Origin of the sequence: Streptomyces sp. NPDC001890 (assembly GCF_042891445.1) — a bacterium.
In the GTDB taxonomy this organism is placed as follows: domain Bacteria; phylum Actinomycetota; class Actinomycetes; order Streptomycetales; family Streptomycetaceae; genus Streptomyces.
Window position 1 is genome coordinate 85,245 of sequence record NZ_JBIATE010000001.1, and the last position, 17,966, is coordinate 103,210.

Consider the following 17,966-nt stretch of genomic DNA (forward strand, 5'->3'; position numbering starts at 1 on the left):
GAGAGAGCGCCCTCCACGCCATCCATTACGCGACTTCCGGAAAAAATTTCCGGGCAACGGGAAAGTGGCCCAAACCCCTGGAGTGGCCCAGGGGTGCGCGGGCGTCTGGTAGATGTGGACCCGTTGTATTCAGGCCTCGAAGAGATACGGGACCACGGTGATGAGCGCCCCAACCCCGGCACCCGGTGACGAAAGCCCCCGCGAGGGGTACTACCCCGACCCGTCCATTCCCGGATATGTCCGGTACTGGAACGGCGCTTCGTGGGTGCCAGGCACGAGCCGCCCCGCCCCTGAGCAGGGTGAGTCGACGCCTGCGACCCCCTCCGGAACAGCGCCCTCCGCACCGGCGCCCGAGCCGCGGCCGCAGTCCCGGCCGCAGCCGTCGGCCCCCGCGCCGGTGGACGAGACCGGCCCGGTCTTCCTGGACGACGAGCCGAACGCGGGCAACCGCCCCGAACCGGCCACCGCCTGGCAGGCCGACGCCTCCCGGCAGACCGGCTTCGGCGGCGAACTCGACCGGCGGGTCTCCTGGGGCGGCGGCACCGGGCAGCCCGGCGAGCAGGGCGGACAACCCGGCGAGCAGGGCGATCCGCGTACGCCTGCGGACCGTGCCCCGGGGGCCCGTACCCCCGCCGTCCCCGCCCCCGCCCCCGCACCGGACCCGCGGCAGCCCGCCGCCTCTTCTCCGCCCTCTGCGCCCTCGCCTTCCCCCTCCTCGCCTCCGCCTTCTGCGCCCGCGCCCGCGCCCTCGCCTGCGCCGGAGCACACCGTCGCGATCCGGGTCGGCCGCCAGGGCCGCCCCGGCGGCGGTACGGATGCCGGTGCGGGCGACGCGGGACGCCCGCCCGCCGACGGGACGGTCACGATCCGTGCCGTGGGTCGGGGCGGCGGCCCGTCGGACCGTCGGACGGCCGAACCGGCGGCATCGGAGGGGACGATGGCGATCCGCGCGATCGCCCCCGGCACGGGCGCACAGCCCTCCGCCACGGCACAGAACCCCGCCCAGGCGCCGAGCCCCGCCCCCTGGGCGCAGCAGGCCCATGAACCCGCCCAGCTGGCTCAGCAGCCCCAGCCCCAAGTTCAGCCCCAGCCCCAGCCCCAGCCTCAGCCCCAACTCCAGCCTCAGCCCCAGCTCCAGCAGCCACCGCTCCAGCCCCAGGCACAGCTTCAGCAGCAGCCCGTCGTGCCCTGGAAGCCCCCGGTCGACGACCCCTTCCAGCAGCTCGCGCAGGCCCAGGCGGCGGCCAGGCCCGCCGGGCTCGGCAAGCGGTTCGCCGCCCGGCTGATCGACAGCGTCGTACTGATGGCGCTCGTCGGCGCGATCGGCTTCCCGCTGGTCTCGAAGGCGCTGGACCACATCGACGAGAAGATCGATGCGGCGAAGCTGTCCGGCGAGACGGTCACCGTCTGGCTGGTGGACTCCACCACGGCCGGCCTGTTCGGCGCGGTGCTCGGCGCGTTCCTCGTGCTCGGTGTCCTGCTGGAGGCGCTGCCGATGGCCAAGTGGGGACGCACGCTCGGCAAGAAGATCTGTGGACTCGAAGTGCGGGACATCGAGTCCCACAGCGCCCCGTCCTTCGGCGCCGCGCTGCGCCGGTGGCTGGTCTACGGTGTGCTGGGCATCCTCGTGATCGGGGTGTTCAACGTGCTCTGGTGCCTGATCGACCGGCCCTGGCGCCAGTGCTGGCACGACAAGGCGGCGCACACCTTCGTGGCGGGCTGACCGCCCCCGCTCGGCCGACGGCCCATCGGGTGAGGGACCGTCGGCCCGGCCGTTCACCCGACAGGCTCTGAGCCGTTGCGGGCCTCTCCGGGCCGGGGTGCACTGCCCCCATGAGCAACGATCAGCCGACGTCCGGTCAGCCGCCCGAGGACGACCCGTTCCGCAAGAAGCCGCATGAGCCGCCACCGTCGTCGGGTTCGCCGTACGACAGCGCTCCGCCCCCGCCGCCGCCCCCGCCGCCGTACGATCCGGGCCCCTACGGCGGTGGGCCGTACGGCGGCCCGGATCCGCTGGCCGGCATGCCGCCGCTCGGGGAGCCGGGCAAGCGCATCCTGGCCCGGCTGATCGACTTCCTGATCATCTCGATCCCGCTCTACCTGATCTCGCTGCCGTGGGGCGGCGTGGTCGAGGTGTCGGAGAACAACGGCAGCGACAACGACTTCGGCGACGTCTTCAGCCAGACGTACAGCGGGCACCAGATGATCTGGTCGCTGATCGGGCTGGTCGTGTATGTCGCCTACGACACGTACTTCACGCACAAGGACGGCCGGACCATCGGCAAGCGGCTGCTGAAGCTGCGCGTCGCGATGCTCAACGACGGCCGGGTGCCGGACACCGGGGCCGCGTTCCTGCGGGCCGTGGTGCTCTGGCTGCCCGCGCTGCTGTGCTGCCCGTGCCTGTGGTGGCTGATCAACATCGTGCTCATGTTCACGGACAAGCCGTACCGGCAGGGGCTGCAGGACAAGGCGGCGAAGACGGTGGTCGTCCAGACCAACTGAGCCGGACCAACTGAGCCGGATCGACCGAGCCGGACCGACTGAGCCGGATCGACCGAGCCGGACCGGCCCAGTCGGTCCGGGGCGGCTAGTGGCGTACGGAGTGCCGGCCCACGCGCTCGTCCGCGGGGGACGTGGAGGACGCGGGGGCCGCGGGTCGCGGTGCGGCCTCGCGGGGCGCGGCCGTGCCCCGGGCGCCGTCGCGGGCGAGGCCCTCGGCCTCGACGGCTGCGGAGACCGCGTCCTGGTTCACGCGGACCGCGGAGCGGGCACCGGCCCGGTTCGCGGTTTTCGCGCGTGACGGCTGGGGTACGGTCACGGCCACCAGCAGACCGAGCGCGAGCGCCGCGGTCCCGATGACGGCGATGCCGAGCCCCGACTCCGTACGGGAGAGCAGCAGCATGGCGAGGGTCGAGAAGATGACGGTGACCGAACCGTAGGAGAGCTGTGCGGCAGTGGGATGCGGCATGGCGGTATCCGTCCTCGGGGCATCGGATGGGCAGTCTCTCAACACGGTCGCACTGTCAAGCGACTCTACGACGGTGAATGCCCGAGCGGGGACATCGGTAAGCGTGGCCTAACCCACGGTGCCGGTGCACAGGGGGCGCACGGAGTCATTTGCCGCTCCAACCGTGGTCGATGACGCGCCGGTTGGTCGTCTGTTGAACGTCCGGATAACGGAAGCGTTCTCCTACATAGTGCACTTGGCCTGTTCAAGTCAAGATCTGTCTTTTCTCGCGTAACTCCGGTCGAATGTCGTCACTTGTGACGCGTATTCGCGCGCGGCCCCTCCACACCACTCAAGGCCGCAGCCGCGGGTGCCGGGGAGGACTGCATCAAGTGACCACAAACAGACGGGCGCTTCGCGCTGCTGCGGTTGTCGTGGCCATGGCCGCCACTGCCGCCACGGCGTCAGCTTTCGCCACGGCCCAGGCAGATGACAAGGCGCCGGGAGCCAAGAGCACCAGCGTCGACCGCCGTGACCCGGGGTCGGCCAAGGGCAACGAGCACGACCTGAAGGGCCCCTTCACCGAGCAGCAGGACGCGCAGCGTCAGGCCGCCCTTGAACAGGTCATATCGGGCGACAAGAAGGTCGCGAAGCGGGGCGGCTCCCAGGTCGTCAAGCTCGACGACAAGAAGTACGTCGAGCTCGGCCGCGAGAAGACCGACAAGATCTTCACGATCCTGGTGGAGTTCGGCGACAAGGTCGACAACACCACCATGTTCGACCCGGACGGCGACGGCCCGAAGCCCGCCGTCCCGAAGTACGGGGGCACGCCCGGCCCGCTGCACAACAAGATAGCCAAGCCGGACCCCAAGAAGGACAACAGCACCGCCTGGCAGGCCGATTACAACCAGGCGCACTTCCAGGACCTCTACTTCGGTGAGGGTGCCGGCAAGGACTCGCTGAAGACGTACTACGAGAAGACGTCCTCCGGGCGCTACTCGGTCGACGGCGAGGTCTCCGACTGGGTCAAGGTGCCGTACAACGAGGCCCGTTACGGCTCGAACTACTGCGGCTCGACCAACTGCGCCAACGCCTGGGACATGATCCGGGACGGCGTGAACGCCTGGGCCGCCGACCAGAAGGCCCAGGGCCGTACGCCCGAGCAGATCAAGACGGACCTCGCCAAGTACGACCAGTGGGACCGTTACGACTACGACGCCGACGGCAACTTCAACGAGCCCGACGGCTACATCGACCACTTCCAGATCGTCCACGCCGGTGAGGACGAGTCCGCGGGTGGCGGCGTCGAGGGCAAGAACGCCATCTGGGCCCACCGCTGGTACGCCTACGGCACGGACGCCGGCGCGACCGGCCCGGCCGAGAACAAGGCGGGCGGCACCCAGATCGGTGACACCGGCATCTGGGTCGGCGACTACACCGCGCAGCCCGAGAACGGCGGCCTGGGTGTCTTCGCCCACGAGTACGGCCACGACCTCGGCCTGCCGGACCTCTACGACACCACCAACACCGCCGAGAACTCGGTCGGTTTCTGGTCCCTGATGTCGGCCGGTTCCTGGCTCGGCACCGGCAAGGACTCGATCGGTGACCTGCCCGGCGACATGACCGCCTGGGACAAGCTCCAGCTGGGCTGGCTCGACTACGCCGAGGCCAAGGCCGCGACGAAGTCGACCCACAAGCTGGGTGTCTCCGAGTACAACACCAAGAACAAGCAGGCGCTCGTCGTCACGCTGCCCGAGAAGCCCGTCACCACCGACGTCACCAAGCCGGCGGAGGGCTCCAAGCAGTGGTGGAGCGACATGGGCGACGACCTGAACAACACCCTGACCCGCTCGGTCGACCTCACCGGCAAGTCCAAGGCCTCCCTGGACCTTTCGGGCTGGTGGGACATCGAGAAGGACTACGACTACCTCTACACCGAGGTGTCGGACAACGGCGGCACCAGCTGGACCGCGATCGACGGCACGGCCGACGGCAAGGCGATCCCGCGCGACGCCAGTGACAAGCCGGCCCTGACCGACGTCTCCGGCGCGTACCAGAAGCTCTCCTACTCGCTGGACGCCTACGCGGGCAAGAAGATCGACATCCGCTTCCGTTACGCCACCGACGGCGGCGCGGGCGGCATCGGCTTCGCCGCGGACACCATCTCGGTCACCGCCGACGGTGCCGCGCTCTTCTCGGACAACGCCGAGGGCGACGACAACGGCTGGACCGCCAAGGGCTTCTCCCGCGTCGGCGAGTCGTTCACCAAGGACTACCCGCAGTACTACATCGCGGAGAACCGTCAGTACGTCAGCTACGACAAGACCCTTGAGGTCGGCCCGTACAACTTCGGCTTCTCCAAGACCCGTCCGGACTGGGTCGAGCACTACCCGTACCAGAACGGTCTGATGGTCTGGCTCTGGGACAAGTCCCAGAAGGACAACAACGTGTCGCAGCACCCCGGCAAGGGCCTGATCCTGCCGGTCGACGCGCACGCCAAGCCCCTGAAGTGGGCCGACGGCACGGTCATCCGCAACAAGATCCAGCCGTTCGACGCGCCCTTCAGCTGGTACGCGACCGACGCCTTCACGCTGCACAACGCGGACGTGCCGGTCCGGGTGAAGTCGCAGCGCGGCGTCCCCGCCTTCGACGACCACAAGGGCACGTACTGGTACGAGGAGAACCCGACCGGAAGTGTTCAGGTCCCTGACACGAACACCCGGATCTCGATCGTCAAGGAGCCGCGCAGCGGCCAGACGATCACCGTCAAGGTCGGTCCCTCGCAGAAGTAGTTCCGCATAACCGCAGGTCAAAGCATGATCGGCCGTCGCCCTCTAGCGGGCGGCGGCCGATCGTGTTTAGGTGCGTCTTGTTCAGATGCTTATTGACACGACGTCTCACGGGGGAGCGCGGAGCATGGCAGGCGGAGGATTCTGCAAGTTGCCGAACGGCAGTGTGGTGGTGGCGATCACCCTGCCCAGTCCGGCCGAAGGAGCCGGTTCGGGCACCCCGGTCCGGGTCCTGGTGCACGCGCCCAACCGGGCCCGCGCCCTGACCCGGCTGCGCAACGCCGGCCTGCGCGCGGTCTACCTCCGCGGCAACGCCGAGCCGCCCACCCCCGACGAGATCACCGCCGTGCTGCACCATCCCGACGGGGTGCTCTGGCGCGCGAGGCCGGAGCAGGCACAGGAGCTCTGGCATCCGATCCGGGCCCTGCTCCGCCCGGCCATACCTGTCCGCCGGCCGGCCTGAGCGGGCGCGCGGGGCCCTGCGCGGGCCGGACCGAGGGCCGCAGGCCAGGGGCCGTGGCGGCGCGCCCTACACCACCGGCTTGCCGGACAGCTTCACGCCCGCCCTGCGGAGCTCCTCCAGCGCCCGCTCCGTGGTCGTCTCGGCGACTCCGGCGGTCAGGTCGAGCAGCACATGCGTGGTGAAGCCCGCCCGGACCGCGTCCAGCGCCGTCGCCCGCACACAGTGGTCGGTCGCGATGCCGACCACGTCGACCTCGGTGATCCGGTGCTCCCGCAGCCAGTCGGCCAGCCCCACGCCGTTCTCGTCGAGGCCCTCGAAGCCGCTGTACGCCGCCGCGTAGTCGCCCTTGTCGAACACCGCGTCGATCGCCCCCGAGGCGACCGCGGGGGCGAAATTGGGGTGGAAGCCGACGCCCTCCGTGCCGGCCACGCAGTGCGGGGGCCAGGAGTCCTCGAAGTCCGGGCGGTCGGAGAAGTGGCTGCCCGGGTCGATGTGGTGGTCACGGGTGGCGACCACATGGTCGTACCCGGCCTGGGCCTCGCCGATCAGGTCGGTGACGGCGGCGGCGACATCGGCGCCGCCCGTCACGGCGAGGCTGCCGCCCTCGCAGAAGTCGTTCTGGACATCGACGACGATCAAGGCGCGGTGCATGACGGGTGTCCTTAGGTGGGGGACGGTCGGCGATCGTGGGGGTGGGGGTGGGTTCGAGCCTTATGGGGCGTATTCGAGCCTAGAGACTCCGGACCCGGATAGGGAGGGGACGGAACGGAGCCCTTGCACCGCCCGGGTGCACCGGTCACCGCACCGCCCGCCCCCTCGTCACATGTACTCGGTGGGAATCACCGGCTCGCCGCGCGACAGCTGCACCGCCGACATCGGCAGCCCCGCCCGTGCCGCGATGTGCCGCTCACGCGCCGCGTCCAGCGGCTCGCGGGCGATCGCCTCGCCGTCCCTGACCAGCTCCACCAGCAACTGCCGGTCGGCCAGCTCCGGCGGTATGGCGCCGGTGCCGATCACCTCGGCCTCGGCGACCCCGTGCGCGTCCAGCCGACGCGCGGCCCACTTGCGACCGCCCACCGACGACTTCGCGCCGAGCGACTTCTTGGCCACCGGGCGCAGCGGCTCCGCGGGATCGGCGGACCCGGCACGGGCGACGAGCTTGTAGACCATCGAGCAGGTGGGCTGCCCGCTGCCGGTCACCAGCTGCGTGCCCACCCCGTACGCGTCGACCGGCGCCGCGGCCAGCGAGGCGATGGCGTACTCGTCCAGGTCCGAGGTCACCACGATCTTCGTCTCCGTGGCGCCCAGCTCGTCCAGCTGCTGCCGCACCCGGTGCGCGACGAGCAGCAGGTCCCCGGAGTCGATCCGTACCGCGCCCAGCTCGGTCCCGGCGATCTCGACCGCCGTACGGACCGCCTCGGCGACGTCGTACGTGTCGACCAGCAGCGTCGTGCCCCGGCCCAGCGAGTCGACCTGGGCCCGGAACGCGTCGCGCTCGGTGTCGTGGAGCAGCGTGAAGGCGTGGGCGCTCGTCCCGACGGTCGGGATGTTGTAGCGGAAGCCCGCCGCCAGGTCCGACGTGGTGTTGAAGCCGCCGATGTACGCGGCGCGCGCCGAGGCCACCGCCGACAGTTCATGGGTGCGTCGTGCACCCATCTCGATCAGGCCACGCCCGCCGGCCGCGGCGGACATCCGCGACGCCGCGGCGGCGATCGCCGAGTCGTGGTTGAGGATCGACAGGATCACGGTCTCCAGCAGCACGCACTCGGCGAAGGAGCCCTCGACCCGCAGGATCGGGGAGCCGGGGAAGTACACCTCGCCCTCCGGGTAGCCCCAGATGTCGCCGCTGAAGCGGTAATCGGCCAGCCAGTCGAGCGTCGGTGCGTCCACGACGTGCTGTTCGCGCAGGAAGGTCAGCATCTCGTCGTCGAAGTGGAAGTTCTCCACCGCGTCCAGCACCCGTCCGATGCCCGCGACGACGCCGTAGCGCCGCCCCTCGGGCAGCCGGCGGGTGAACGCCTCGAAGACCGAGCGCCGATCGGCCGTGCCGGCTTTCAGCGCGGCCTGCACCATCGTGAGCTCGTACTGGTCGGTGAAGAGCGCGGTCGACGGCACACCGACCCGACGCCCAAGGTCCGCAGAGTTCATGTTCCGGATGCTACCCCTATTTCGTCAGAGTGACGAGATCTCGGGTCGTTTGTGCGATGCACCCTCCCGAGTGGCAGCATGGGGTGGGTGAGCGTCGCACCCACTGAGATCGAGCGTCCCGAATCGGCCGAGGAGAGCGTTGTCGTCCCCGAGCCGGACGTCCCCTGGGTGACGCTGGTCCACAACGACCCGGTCAATCTCATGAGCTACGTGACCTATGTCTTCCAGGCCTACTTCGGCTATCCCAAGGACAAGGCGCACAAGCTGATGCTGGACGTCCACCAGAAGGGGCGCGCGGTCGTCTCCAGCGGCAGCCGCGAGGAGATGGAGCGCGACGTCCAGGCCATGCACGGCTACGGACTGTGGGCCACCCTCACCCAGGACCGTAACTAGACCGGTCCCCTTCCGCCCCGCCGGATCCCTCCCTGCCCCGCCCGACCCACCATCGGAGAAAACCCATGGCCGGCCACTTCGAGGCCACCCCCGGCGGCGGCGCGGCCGTCGCGCTCGACGAGGTGGAGATCGCGATCCTGCGCTCCCTCGCCGTCCAGCTGCTGGAACTGATCGGACCCGGCGACGAGCCCGAGGAGGGCGCGGACCCGCTCGCGGCCCTCTTCGCGGAAGGGCCCAGCGAACCGCCCACCGATCCAGCCCTGGCCCGCCTCTTTCCCGAGGCGTACGGCGACGAGGACAGCGAACTGCGCGCCGCCTCCGCCGAGTTCCGCCGCTTCACCGAGAACGACCTGCGTGCCCGCAAGCGCACCGACGCCCTCGCCGTCGTACGCACCCTGGACGCGCTCACGATCGGCGGGGACGGCGGCGCCGTGCTCGAACTCACCGGCGACGAATGCCGCAATTGGCTCGGCGCCCTCAATGACCTCCGGCTCACCATCGGCACCCGCCTGGAGGTCTCCGACGAGGACGAGGGCGACGCCGGCTCGCTCTACCGGCTCCCGGACAGCGACCCGCGCAAGCCGATGGTCATGGCCTATCTCTGGCTCGGCGGGCTCCAGGAAACGCTCGTGGAAACGCTGATGCCGTAGCCGTAGCCGTAGCCGTAGCCGTAGCCGTAGCCGTAGCCGTAGCCGTAGCCGCAGCCGCAGCCGTGGCTGCGGGGGGCAGTAGCCGTTCCGTGGTGATGCCGCGGTGATGCCGTGGTGATCCCGTGCGACGCCCCGGCGACGCGTCGGGTGTTCGCTCAACGGACGCTCAAATCCGAATAACGATCGCGTCACCCGAATGGCCTTTTTGCTGCGGCAGGAAACTCTTGTCCGCTTTTTACTGTGGTGTGCACCACATAACGCCCGATGGCGTGCCCGGGTGGCCGTGATAAATCTTCACGACCACTCGGGGACGCCACCCCTGTTCCCGAGGGCGCCACGAGCCGGCCACCACCGGCGGCACTCCATCCATATCCGGGGGGATCAGGACCTGATCCGCAGCCTCAACGGCGCGGATCGGCGTGGAGAAAGGCGCAGCACATGAAATCGGCGCAGATCGACGAAGGAAACAGTGGCGGGCAGGCCGTAGAGGTCGCGGACGCCGAAGTGGCCGGCGAGGGATACCAGCGGGCCCTCGGTGCCCGTCAGATCCAGATGATCGCCATCGGCGGAGCCATCGGCACCGGACTCTTCCTGGGTGCGGGAAAGGCGATCTCCAAGGCCGGACCCAGCCTCATCCTGGCCTATGCCGTCGCGGGCCTGGTGATCTTCTTCATCATGCGGGCCCTGGGCGAACTCCTCATGTACCGGCCGGTCTCGGGCTCCTTCTCCGAGTACGCCCGTGAATTCATCGGCCCCTTCGCGGGATTCGTCACCGGCTGGACCTACTGGCTGTTCTGGGTCGTCACCGGAATCACCGAAGTCACCGCCGCAGCCCAGTACATGACGTTCTGGTTCGAAATCCCGCAATGGATTTCCGCACTGGTCTTCACGTTCATCCTGTACGGGGTGAACCTGATCTCGGTGAAACTCTTCGGTGAACTCGAATTCTGGTTCTCGATGGTCAAGGTCACCGCCATCGTCGGCATGATCCTCATCTGCGCCGGAATTCTCACCCTCGGCTTCTCCGACGCCGGGGACACCGCGTCCGTCACCCACCTCTGGTCCGACGGCGGCTTCTTCCCGCACGGCATCACGGGCACCCTGATGACCCTGCAGATCGTGATGTTCGCCTTCCTCGCCGTCGAACTCGTCGGCGTCACCGCGGGCGAGTCCAAGGACCCCAAGACCGTCCTGCCCAAGGCCATCAACACCGTGCCGTGGCGCATCGCCGTCTTCTACGTCGGCGCCCTGATCATGATCCTCTCGGTGGTCCCCTGGACCGAGTTCTCGCCGGACGTCTCCCCGTTCGTCGAAGCCTTCGACAAGATGGGCCTCGGCCTCGGCGCGGGCATCGTCAACTTCGTCGTCCTGACCGCCGCGCTCTCCTCCTGCAACTCCGGCATGTACTCCACCGGCCGCATGCTGCGCGACCTCGCCCTCAACGGACAGGGCCCGAAGTTCTTCACCCGGCTCACCAGGAGCGGCACCCCGCTCATCGGCACCACCTTCTCCGCCGCCCTGATGCTCGTCGGCGTCTGGATCAACTACCAGTGGCCCGGTGACGCCTTCACCTACGTCGTCTCGTTCGCCACCATCTCCGGCATGTGGGCCTGGATCATGATCCTGATCTGCCAGATCCGCTACTGGTTCCTCGCCCGCCGCGGTGTGCTCCCGCAGTCCACCTTCCGGGCCCCCGGCGCCCCGTTCACCAGCCTCTTCGCGCTGGCCTTCATCGCCATGGTCATCGTGATGATGGGCATCGACAAGGACACCAGGATCTCGCTGTACTGCGCCCCGCTCTGGGCCGCGCTCCTCGGCATCTCGTACGTGGTTCTCAGGGCCCGCAACCCCGAGAACAAGGCCTTCGCGAAGAACTGAGCCGCCGACCTGCGGATTCAGCGGCCATGTCCACGATGCGGGCCCCGTCGTACCACGCCTCGGTACGACGGGGCCCGCATGCCTATCCTGGCGAAATGCTGACCATCACCCAGGCGCTCTACGACCAGATCGTCGCGCACTCCCGCGCCGACCACCCCGACGAGGCGTGCGGCGTGGTCGCGGGCCCGGCCGGGACCAGCCGCCCCGAGCGGTTCATCCCGATGCTCAACGCCGCCCGCTCACCCACGTTCTACGAGTTCGACTCGGCCGACCTCCTCAAGCTCTACCGCGAGATGGACGACCGCGACGAGGAGCCGGTGATCGTCTACCACTCCCACACCGCGACCGAGGCCTACCCCTCCCGCACCGACGTCACCTACGCCAACGAGCCCGGCGCCCACTACGTCCTCGTCTCCACCGCGGACACCGACGACGCGGGCCCCTTCCAGTTCCGCTCGTACCGCATCGTGGACGGCGAGATCACCGAGGAGGACGTCGAGGTCGTCGAGGCGTACGAACCCGCCTGACCCCGCCCGACCTCGCCCGACCCCTCCCCGACCCCTGGCCGGTGGCCGGACGGGACCGCGCTCACCACGGTCCCGTCCACCTGTCGAACACCAAGCATCCACCAGGTGAGATCACACTCGGGATTACGGACCGGGAATCGATACGATGACCGCATGGTTGTCCATGACGTGAGCGACAAGACGCCGGGCATGCTGCTCGTCGCGCGCCTGCACGTCGACCTGTGCAGGCTCTCCAGCGCGATCTGTACGTGCTGCCTGCCCGCCGGCCGCAAGGCCTGAGCCGGGCCCGCGGCCCGAGAACACCTCACGTACGCACCAACCCCCGCGCGGGGGCTCAGCCGCGCGCCCCACGCCACCTCTCCGCTTCCGACAGGAGCCCACGCCATGGCCATCGAGGTCCGCATCCCGACCATCCTCCGCACCTACACCGACGGCGCCAAGGCCGTCGAGGGCAACGGAGCGACCCTCGCCGACCTCTTCACGGACCTGGAGAGCCGCCACAACGGCATCCGCGAACGCATCGTCGACGGCGACCAGCTCCGCCGCTTCGTGAACGTCTACCTCAACGACGAGGACGTCCGCTTCCTCGACGGCATCTCCACCAAGCTCAGCGACGGCGACAACGTCACCATCCTCCCGGCCGTCGCCGGCGGCATGAACTGATGAGGTACGACAGCCCGCTCGCCGCGGTGGGCAACACCCCGCTCGTCCGCCTGCCGCGGCTGTCACCCTCGGACGACGTCCGCATCTGGGCCAAGCTGGAGGACCGCAACCCCACCGGCTCGATCAAGGACCGCCCCGCGCTCCACATGGTCGAACAGGCGGAGAAGGACGGCCGGTTGACCCCCGGCTGCACCATCCTGGAGCCCACCAGCGGCAACACCGGCATCTCGCTCGCCATGGCGGCCAAGCTCAAGGGCTACCGCATCGTGTGCGTCATGCCCGAGAACACCTCCCAGGAACGACGCGACCTGCTCGCCATGTGGGGCGCCGAGATCATCTCCTCCCCGGCGGCGGGCGGCTCCAACACCGCGGTCCGCGTCGCCAAGGAACTGGCCGCCGAGCACCCCGACTGGGTCATGCTCTACCAGTACGGAAACCCGGACAACGCGGGCGCCCACTACGCCACCACCGGACCGGAGATCCTCACCGACCTCCCGTCCGTCACCCACTTCGTGGCCGGCCTCGGCACCACCGGGACGCTCATGGGCGTAGGCCGCTACCTGCGCGAACACAAGCCGGACATCAAGATCGTCGCCGCCGAGCCGCGCTACGACGACCTGGTCTACGGGCTCCGCAACCTTGACGAGGGCTTCGTCCCCGAGCTCTACGACGCCTCCGTCCTCACCACCCGCTACTCCGTCGGTTCGGCGGACGCGGTCACCCGCACCCGCGAACTCCTCCAGCAGGAGGGCATCTTCGCGGGCGTCTCCACCGGCGCCGCACTCCACGCGGCGATCGGCGTGGGAAACAAGGCCGTCAAGGCGGGGGAGCCGGCCGACATCGTCTTCGTCGTCGCGGACGGCGGCTGGAAGTACCTGTCGACCGGCGTCTACACGGCCCCGACGACGGAAGCGGCCATCGAGACACTCCACGGCCAGCTCTGGGCATAGGCCCCGGCGGCCTCCGGTCGGGGTGCGCCCGAACCAGGGCGCACCCCACCCCGGCTCATCCCAGCTCCCGCACCCGCTCCCACACCCCCGCGTCCACGACGCCCACCCGCCGCCGGAACCCGCGCACGGCCACCTCCCGCAGCTCGTCCGTCTCCAGGAAGCTCGCCCGGCCCCGCGCATCCCCCACCGTTCCCGCGGGCAGCGCGATCACCCCGGGCCGCTCCTCGTGATGCTTGCTGGTGATCTTCACGACGAGCACCGAGTCACCCCGTACCGACAGCACCAGGCACGGCCGGTCCTTCGCCCCCGGCCCGTCCTCGTACGGCACCTCCGCCCACCAGATCTCACCCGGCCGCGGCTGGTGCTCCGGCCCCGGACCACGACCGGGCCCCGCCGGCGGACGCGTCCGACCGCCCGGACGCCCACCGGAACGCGACCCCGCCCCCGCCGACCTGCCAGAACCTCCACGGGGCCGGCGACCGCCCCGCCCCCGCCCATCGGCGACCGCCGAGACGAGCGCGAGCAGCACGACAAGAACGAGCGCGATCCACCACCAGGACATGTCCATGTCCCGACCGTACCGGCGTCACCACCGCTTCCATCGAACCGGTGACAGAGCAGGTGAGTTCCCCCACAACGGACGGCCGTGGAGGAGCGACCGACTGTTTCGCGCCTTACGCTCGACGAACCGCTCAACAGACCGCACGAACCCTCCCCGTTCCCACGTCTCGGAGGTTCACGCTCCATGAAGCTCACCGTCGTCGGCTGCTCCGGCTCGTTCCCGTCCGCGGGATCGGCATGTTCGAGCTACCTCGTGGAGGCCGACGGCTTCAGGCTGCTCCTCGACATGGGCAATGGCGCCCTCGGCGAGCTGCAGCGCCATGTCGGTCTCTACGACCTCGACGCCATTTTCCTCAGTCACCTCCATTCCGACCACTGCATCGACATGTGCGCGTACTTCGTCGTCCGCTACTACCGGCACGACGGCGGACGCCCCGCCCCCCTCCCGGTCTACGGACCCGAAGGCACCGAACAGCGGCTGACCACCGCGCACGCCGACACCCCGTCCGAGCACGCGATGAGCGAGGTCTTCGACTTCCACACGCTGAAGCCGGGATCGTTCGAGATCGGCCCCTTCTCGGTCCGTACGGAGAAGCTCTGCCACCCCGTCGACACCTTCGGGATCCGGATCGAGCACGGCGGCAGCTCGCTGGCGTACTCCGGCGACACGGGGACCTGCGAGGCCCTGGACGAACTGGCCGAGGGTGTCGACCTGTTCCTGTGTGAAGCATCGTTCATCCACGGCAAGGAGGACATCCCGGACCTCCACCTCAACGGCCGAGAGGCGGGCGAGATCGCGGCCCGCGCCGGCGTGGGCCGCCTCGTCCTGACCCACATCCCGCCGTGGACCGACGCCGACCGCAACCTGGCCGACGCCCGCGTGGTCTTCGACGGACCGGCGGAGGTCGCGGTGCCGGGCGCGGTGTACGAGATCTAGGGCCTTCGTCCGGACCCGCCCCGTGTGCGGCGTCGCGGACATGACGAAGCCCTCACCTCCCGCCGTGGGAGGTGAGGGCTTCGTCGTGCTCGTGCGGCGGGAGGCGAGGGTTACTTCGCCTCGGCCTTGAGGAGCTCGGCGAGCTCCTCGTCCGACTCACGACCCGGAGTCGGCAGGTTGAACCTGGTGATCGCGAAGCGGAAGACCGCGTAGTAGACCGCCGCGAAGCAGAGGCCGACCAGCACCAGCATCCACGGCTTGCTCGCGATGCCGAGGTTCAGGAAGAAGTCGACGGCGCCCGCGGAGAAGCCGAAGCCGTCCTTCATGCCGAGACCCCAGGTCAGAGCCATGGAGACACCGGTGAGCACCGCGTGGATCGCGTACAGCACCGGGGCGATGAACATGAAGGTGAACTCGATCGGCTCGGTGACACCGGTCACGAACGCGGTGAGCGCGAGCGAGAACATCATGCCGCCGACGACCTTGCGGCGCTCCGGGCGGGCGCAGTGCACGATCGCGAGGCACGCGGCCGGGAGGGCGAACATCATGATCGGGAAGAAGCCGGTCATGAACTGTCCGGCCGTCGGGTCACCGGCCAGGAAGCGGTTGATGTCGCCGCTCTTGCCGTGGAACTCACCGGCCTGGAACCACGGGAACGAGTTCAGCAGGTGGTGCATGCCGACCGGGATCAGCGCACGGTTGGCGACACCGAAGATGCCCGCGCCGACGGCGCCGGAACCGACCAGCCACTCGCCGAAGTTGTGCAGGCCGGTGCCGAGGACCGGCCAGATGTAACCGAAGACGATGCCGATGACCAGGCCCGCGAAGGCGGAGAGGATCGGGACCAGGCGGCGGCCGCCGAAGAAGCCGGCCCAGGCGGGCAGCTTCGTCCGGTAGAACTTCTGGTAGAGCAGCGCGACGACGATGCCCATCACCACACCGCCCAGGACCTTGGCGTCCACGGGGGCGTCCGTCATGACCACCTTGCCGTCGACCACCGTCGCGACCTGGGGAAGGTTGCTGTCGGTGAAGGTGGCGAGCACCTTCTGGAAGACCAGGTAGCCGGTGACGGCGGCGAGCGCGGTCGAACCGTCCGACTTCTTGGCGAAGCCGATCGCGATGCCGACGGCGAACAGCAGCGCCATGTTGTCGAGGATCGCGTTGCCGCCCGCGGCCATGAAGCTCGCGATCTTGGTGACGAAGTCCGGGAACGAGGCCCTGCCGAGCATGTCGTCGTTGCCGAGGCGCACCAGCAGTGCGGCCGCGGGCAGCACCGCGACCGGCAGCATGAGGCTGCGGCCGATGCGCTGCATGACCGACATCACGCCGGCACCCTTCTTCCGGGTGACCGCGGGTGCGGTGTCTGCCGTGGACATCAACTTCCTCCATTGGACAAGGCGCCGCCCAGGTCGTTGACGGGGGGATGCGGCGACTCGAAGAACGCGGCAGAGCGCCGCGTGGTCTGGACCACTCAGTGGTGTAGACCAGTTGTAGCACGGTGAGCGTGAGATAAGGAACCTGCAAATTCCGACTACTTCGCATGAGCAATCATCAACGCTCGGTGACATGGCGAAGACCCCCGGACCACATGGGTCCGAGGGCCTTCGGGGGCTGCTCCGGACGGGCCAGAAGCCCGCCCGACGTGCTACTTCGTGAGGTTCCTCTCGATCTCCGCCTCCAGTTCGTCGGGCTCGCGGCCCGGTGTCTGGAGGTTGAACTTGGTGATCGCGATCCGGAAGATCGCGTAATACACGGCGGCGAACGCCAGCCCGATCGGAATGATCAGCCATGGTTTCGTCGCCAGGCTCCAGTTGATGACGTAGTCGATCAGACCCGCCGAGAAGCTGAAGCCGTCCTTCACGCCGAGCGCCCATGTCACCGCCATCGAGACGCCGGTGAGTACCGCGTGGATCCCGTACAGCAGCGGTGCGACGAAGAGGAACGAGTACTCGATCGGCTCGGTGATGCCCGTCACGAACGATGTCAGGCCGACCGAGAGCATCATGCCGCCGACCGCCTTCCGGCGATGCGGCTTGGCGCAGTGGTAGATCGCCAGCGCCGCCGCTGGCAGGGCGAACATCATGATCGGGAAGAAGCCCGAGGTGAACTGGCCGGCCGTCGGATCGCCCGCCAGGAACCGGTTGATGTCACCGTGCACGACCGTGCCGTCCGGCTTGGTGAAGTCGCCGAACTGGAACCAGACGAAGGTGTTCAGGAACTGGTGGAGGCCGATGACCAGCAGCGCCCGGTTGGCGAGACCGAAGATGCCCGAACCCACCCAGTCCAGGTCCACCAGCCACTTGGAGAAGCTGGTCAGACCGTCACCGATCGGCTGCCACAGCCACGCGCACAGGCCCGCGAAGAGCAGGCCGACGAACGCCATGATGATCGGGACGAGCCGCCGGCCGTTGAAGAAGCCCAGCCAGTCCACCAGCTTGACCCGGTGGTACCGCTGCCAGAACCAGGCCGACAGCAGCCCCATCACGATGCCGCCGAACACCCCGGGGTTCTGGTACGCGGCCGCCGTGACCTTGGCGTCGCCGGTCACGCAGGTACCGAACCAGGTGCCGCCCGAGGTGAACGTCGAACCCGGGGCGCAGTCCACCGGGAAGGCGTGCAGCACCGCGTAATAGACCAGGAAACCGGCCACCGCGGCGAGTGCGGTCGAGCCGTCCGACTTCTTCGCCATGCCGATCGCGACACCGACGCAGAACAGCAGCGGAAGGCCGAGCCCCGAGTCGAGCAGCGCACCGCCCGCCGCCGCGAACACCTTGGCGATGTTGGTCCAGCCCAGACCCTCGTCGCCGAATACGTCCGGCTGGCCCAACCGGTTGAGGATGCCGGCCGCGGGCAGGACGGCGATCGGCAGCTGGAGGCTGCGGCCCATCTTCTGGAGGCCCTGGAAGAAGCCGTTCCACCACGTCTTCTGTGGCACTGCGGCGCTGCTCGAACTCATCGGCATCCTCCTGGAACAGGGCATGTTCGGCGGTCGTTGCAGAGTGGTGTAGACCAGTTGAGGTACGGTGCGTAACCCGCCTGGAAGACAGGGCACCGATGATC

At 69.0% G+C, this 17,966-nt stretch carries 18 protein-coding genes; 12 read left to right on the forward strand and 6 right to left on the reverse strand.

What is annotated here, in order from left to right; translation table 11 throughout:
* Nucleotides 1-160 precede the first annotated feature (160 nt).
* Together ACFYY1_RS00360 and ACFYY1_RS00365 are read left to right on the forward strand one after the other, a co-directional pair.
* Nucleotides 161-1,723 carry an RDD family protein gene (locus tag ACFYY1_RS00360; RefSeq protein ID WP_388578804.1) on the forward strand — a complete coding sequence of 521 codons (1,563 nt, stop codon included), beginning with the start codon at nt 161-163 and terminating at the stop codon, nt 1,721-1,723.
* A 110-nt stretch (nt 1,724-1,833) separates the two neighbouring features.
* Nucleotides 1,834-2,502 carry an RDD family protein gene (locus ACFYY1_RS00365; protein ID WP_388578807.1) on the forward strand — a complete coding sequence of 223 codons (669 nt, stop codon included), beginning with the start codon at nt 1,834-1,836 and terminating at the stop codon, nt 2,500-2,502.
* An 85-nt stretch (nt 2,503-2,587) separates the two neighbouring features.
* Here ACFYY1_RS00365 and ACFYY1_RS00370 read toward each other — a convergent pair whose 3' ends face one another.
* Nucleotides 2,588-2,968 (reverse strand): hypothetical protein, encoded by a 381-nt coding sequence (locus ACFYY1_RS00370; protein ID WP_388578810.1) that lies wholly within the window; start codon nt 2,966-2,968, stop codon nt 2,588-2,590.
* Nucleotides 2,969-3,339: 371 nt separating this feature from the next.
* Here ACFYY1_RS00370 and ACFYY1_RS00375 point away from each other — a divergent pair, with 371 nt between their 5' ends.
* Both ACFYY1_RS00375 and ACFYY1_RS00380 read left to right on the forward strand, forming a co-directional pair.
* Complete coding sequence (locus tag ACFYY1_RS00375) at nt 3,340-5,739, forward strand: immune inhibitor A domain-containing protein (protein WP_388578812.1); 2,400 nt, start codon at nt 3,340-3,342, stop codon at nt 5,737-5,739.
* Nucleotides 5,740-5,863: 124 nt separating this feature from the next.
* Nucleotides 5,864-6,199 (forward strand): hypothetical protein, encoded by a 336-nt coding sequence (locus ACFYY1_RS00380; protein WP_358942977.1) that lies wholly within the window; start codon nt 5,864-5,866, stop codon nt 6,197-6,199.
* 66 nt (nt 6,200-6,265) lie between these two features.
* On the opposite strand, the gene ACFYY1_RS00385 is transcribed toward ACFYY1_RS00380, so the two are convergent.
* Nucleotides 6,266-6,850 (reverse strand): nicotinamidase, encoded by a 585-nt coding sequence (locus tag ACFYY1_RS00385; RefSeq protein ID WP_351257199.1) that lies wholly within the window; start codon nt 6,848-6,850, stop codon nt 6,266-6,268.
* Nucleotides 6,851-7,018: 168 nt separating this feature from the next.
* Nucleotides 7,019-8,347 carry a nicotinate phosphoribosyltransferase gene (locus ACFYY1_RS00390; RefSeq protein ID WP_388578815.1) on the reverse strand — a complete coding sequence of 443 codons (1,329 nt, stop codon included), beginning with the start codon at nt 8,345-8,347 and terminating at the stop codon, nt 7,019-7,021.
* Between the two features lie 78 nt (nt 8,348-8,425).
* Between ACFYY1_RS00390 and clpS the strand changes: the two genes are divergently transcribed.
* The 7 genes from clpS to ACFYY1_RS00425 all read left to right on the forward strand — a co-directional run bounded on the left by clpS (nt 8,426) and on the right by ACFYY1_RS00425 (nt 13,408).
* Complete coding sequence (gene clpS / locus ACFYY1_RS00395) at nt 8,426-8,740, forward strand: ATP-dependent Clp protease adapter ClpS (RefSeq protein WP_266732620.1); 315 nt, start codon at nt 8,426-8,428, stop codon at nt 8,738-8,740.
* Between the two features lie 65 nt (nt 8,741-8,805).
* Nucleotides 8,806-9,390: a DUF2017 domain-containing protein gene (locus ACFYY1_RS00400; protein WP_388578818.1), complete on the forward strand. Its 585-nt coding sequence runs from the start codon at nt 8,806-8,808 to the stop codon at nt 9,388-9,390.
* 438 nt (nt 9,391-9,828) lie between these two features.
* On the forward strand, nt 9,829-11,268 hold the full coding sequence (locus ACFYY1_RS00405; RefSeq protein ID WP_388578820.1) for an amino acid permease: 1,440 nt from the start codon (nt 9,829-9,831) through the stop codon (nt 11,266-11,268).
* Between the two features lie 95 nt (nt 11,269-11,363).
* The gene (locus ACFYY1_RS00410) at nt 11,364-11,795 is read left to right on the forward strand and encodes a Mov34/MPN/PAD-1 family protein (RefSeq protein ID WP_388578823.1); all 432 of its coding nucleotides are present in this window, start codon (nt 11,364-11,366) and stop codon (nt 11,793-11,795) included.
* A gap of 153 nt (nt 11,796-11,948) precedes the next feature.
* Entirely contained in the window at nt 11,949-12,074 is a 126-nt protein-coding gene (locus ACFYY1_RS00415) for a putative leader peptide (RefSeq protein ID WP_388578825.1), read from the forward strand.
* Nucleotides 12,075-12,179: 105 nt separating this feature from the next.
* Nucleotides 12,180-12,458, forward strand: coding sequence for a MoaD/ThiS family protein (locus ACFYY1_RS00420; RefSeq protein WP_266732627.1), 279 nt, complete (start codon nt 12,180-12,182; stop codon nt 12,456-12,458).
* Complete coding sequence (locus tag ACFYY1_RS00425; RefSeq protein WP_388578826.1) at nt 12,458-13,408, forward strand: PLP-dependent cysteine synthase family protein; 951 nt, start codon at nt 12,458-12,460, stop codon at nt 13,406-13,408. The genes ACFYY1_RS00420 and ACFYY1_RS00425 overlap by 1 nt, the downstream gene beginning before the upstream one ends.
* A 55-nt stretch (nt 13,409-13,463) precedes the next feature.
* On the opposite strand, the gene ACFYY1_RS00430 is transcribed toward ACFYY1_RS00425, so the two are convergent.
* The gene (locus tag ACFYY1_RS00430; RefSeq protein ID WP_388578829.1) at nt 13,464-13,976 is read right to left on the reverse strand and encodes a type II toxin-antitoxin system PemK/MazF family toxin; all 513 of its coding nucleotides are present in this window, start codon (nt 13,974-13,976) and stop codon (nt 13,464-13,466) included.
* A 177-nt stretch (nt 13,977-14,153) separates the two neighbouring features.
* Between ACFYY1_RS00430 and ACFYY1_RS00435 the strand changes: the two genes are divergently transcribed.
* The gene (locus tag ACFYY1_RS00435; protein WP_388578831.1) at nt 14,154-14,906 is read left to right on the forward strand and encodes an MBL fold metallo-hydrolase; all 753 of its coding nucleotides are present in this window, start codon (nt 14,154-14,156) and stop codon (nt 14,904-14,906) included.
* A 110-nt stretch (nt 14,907-15,016) separates the two neighbouring features.
* On the opposite strand, the gene ACFYY1_RS00440 is transcribed toward ACFYY1_RS00435, so the two are convergent.
* On the reverse strand, nt 15,017-16,282 hold the full coding sequence (locus ACFYY1_RS00440) for a PTS transporter subunit EIIC (RefSeq protein WP_388578835.1): 1,266 nt from the start codon (nt 16,280-16,282) through the stop codon (nt 15,017-15,019).
* A 269-nt stretch (nt 16,283-16,551) separates the two neighbouring features.
* Entirely contained in the window at nt 16,552-17,862 is a 1,311-nt protein-coding gene (locus tag ACFYY1_RS00445; RefSeq protein WP_388578837.1) for a PTS transporter subunit EIIC, read from the reverse strand.
* Nucleotides 17,863-17,966: the final 104 nt, after the last annotated feature.

Excerpts from the sequence above, each read along its gene's own strand:
- ACFYY1_RS00360 (WP_388578804.1), top strand. The coding sequence starts at position 161 with ATGAGCGCCCCAACCCCGGCACCCGGTGACGAAAGCCCCCGCGAGGGG.
- ACFYY1_RS00365 (WP_388578807.1), top strand. The coding sequence starts at position 1,834 with ATGAGCAACGATCAGCCGACGTCCGGTCAGCCGCCCGAGGACGACCCG.
- ACFYY1_RS00370 (WP_388578810.1), bottom strand. The coding sequence starts at position 2,968 with ATGCCGCATCCCACTGCCGCACAGCTCTCCTACGGTTCGGTCACCGTC.
- ACFYY1_RS00380 (WP_358942977.1), top strand. The coding sequence starts at position 5,864 with ATGGCAGGCGGAGGATTCTGCAAGTTGCCGAACGGCAGTGTGGTGGTG.
- ACFYY1_RS00385 (WP_351257199.1), bottom strand. The coding sequence starts at position 6,850 with ATGCACCGCGCCTTGATCGTCGTCGATGTCCAGAACGACTTCTGCGAG.
- ACFYY1_RS00390 (WP_388578815.1), bottom strand. The coding sequence starts at position 8,347 with ATGAACTCTGCGGACCTTGGGCGTCGGGTCGGTGTGCCGTCGACCGCG.
- clpS (WP_266732620.1), top strand. The coding sequence starts at position 8,426 with ATGGGGTGGGTGAGCGTCGCACCCACTGAGATCGAGCGTCCCGAATCG.
- ACFYY1_RS00400 (WP_388578818.1), top strand. The coding sequence starts at position 8,806 with ATGGCCGGCCACTTCGAGGCCACCCCCGGCGGCGGCGCGGCCGTCGCG.
- ACFYY1_RS00405 (WP_388578820.1), top strand. The coding sequence starts at position 9,829 with ATGAAATCGGCGCAGATCGACGAAGGAAACAGTGGCGGGCAGGCCGTA.
- ACFYY1_RS00410 (WP_388578823.1), top strand. The coding sequence starts at position 11,364 with ATGCTGACCATCACCCAGGCGCTCTACGACCAGATCGTCGCGCACTCC.
- ACFYY1_RS00415 (WP_388578825.1), top strand. The coding sequence starts at position 11,949 with ATGGTTGTCCATGACGTGAGCGACAAGACGCCGGGCATGCTGCTCGTC.
- ACFYY1_RS00420 (WP_266732627.1), top strand. The coding sequence starts at position 12,180 with ATGGCCATCGAGGTCCGCATCCCGACCATCCTCCGCACCTACACCGAC.
- ACFYY1_RS00425 (WP_388578826.1), top strand. The coding sequence starts at position 12,458 with ATGAGGTACGACAGCCCGCTCGCCGCGGTGGGCAACACCCCGCTCGTC.
- ACFYY1_RS00430 (WP_388578829.1), bottom strand. The coding sequence starts at position 13,976 with ATGGACATGTCCTGGTGGTGGATCGCGCTCGTTCTTGTCGTGCTGCTC.
- ACFYY1_RS00435 (WP_388578831.1), top strand. The coding sequence starts at position 14,154 with ATGAAGCTCACCGTCGTCGGCTGCTCCGGCTCGTTCCCGTCCGCGGGA.
- ACFYY1_RS00440 (WP_388578835.1), bottom strand. The coding sequence starts at position 16,282 with ATGTCCACGGCAGACACCGCACCCGCGGTCACCCGGAAGAAGGGTGCC.
- ACFYY1_RS00445 (WP_388578837.1), bottom strand. The coding sequence starts at position 17,862 with ATGAGTTCGAGCAGCGCCGCAGTGCCACAGAAGACGTGGTGGAACGGC.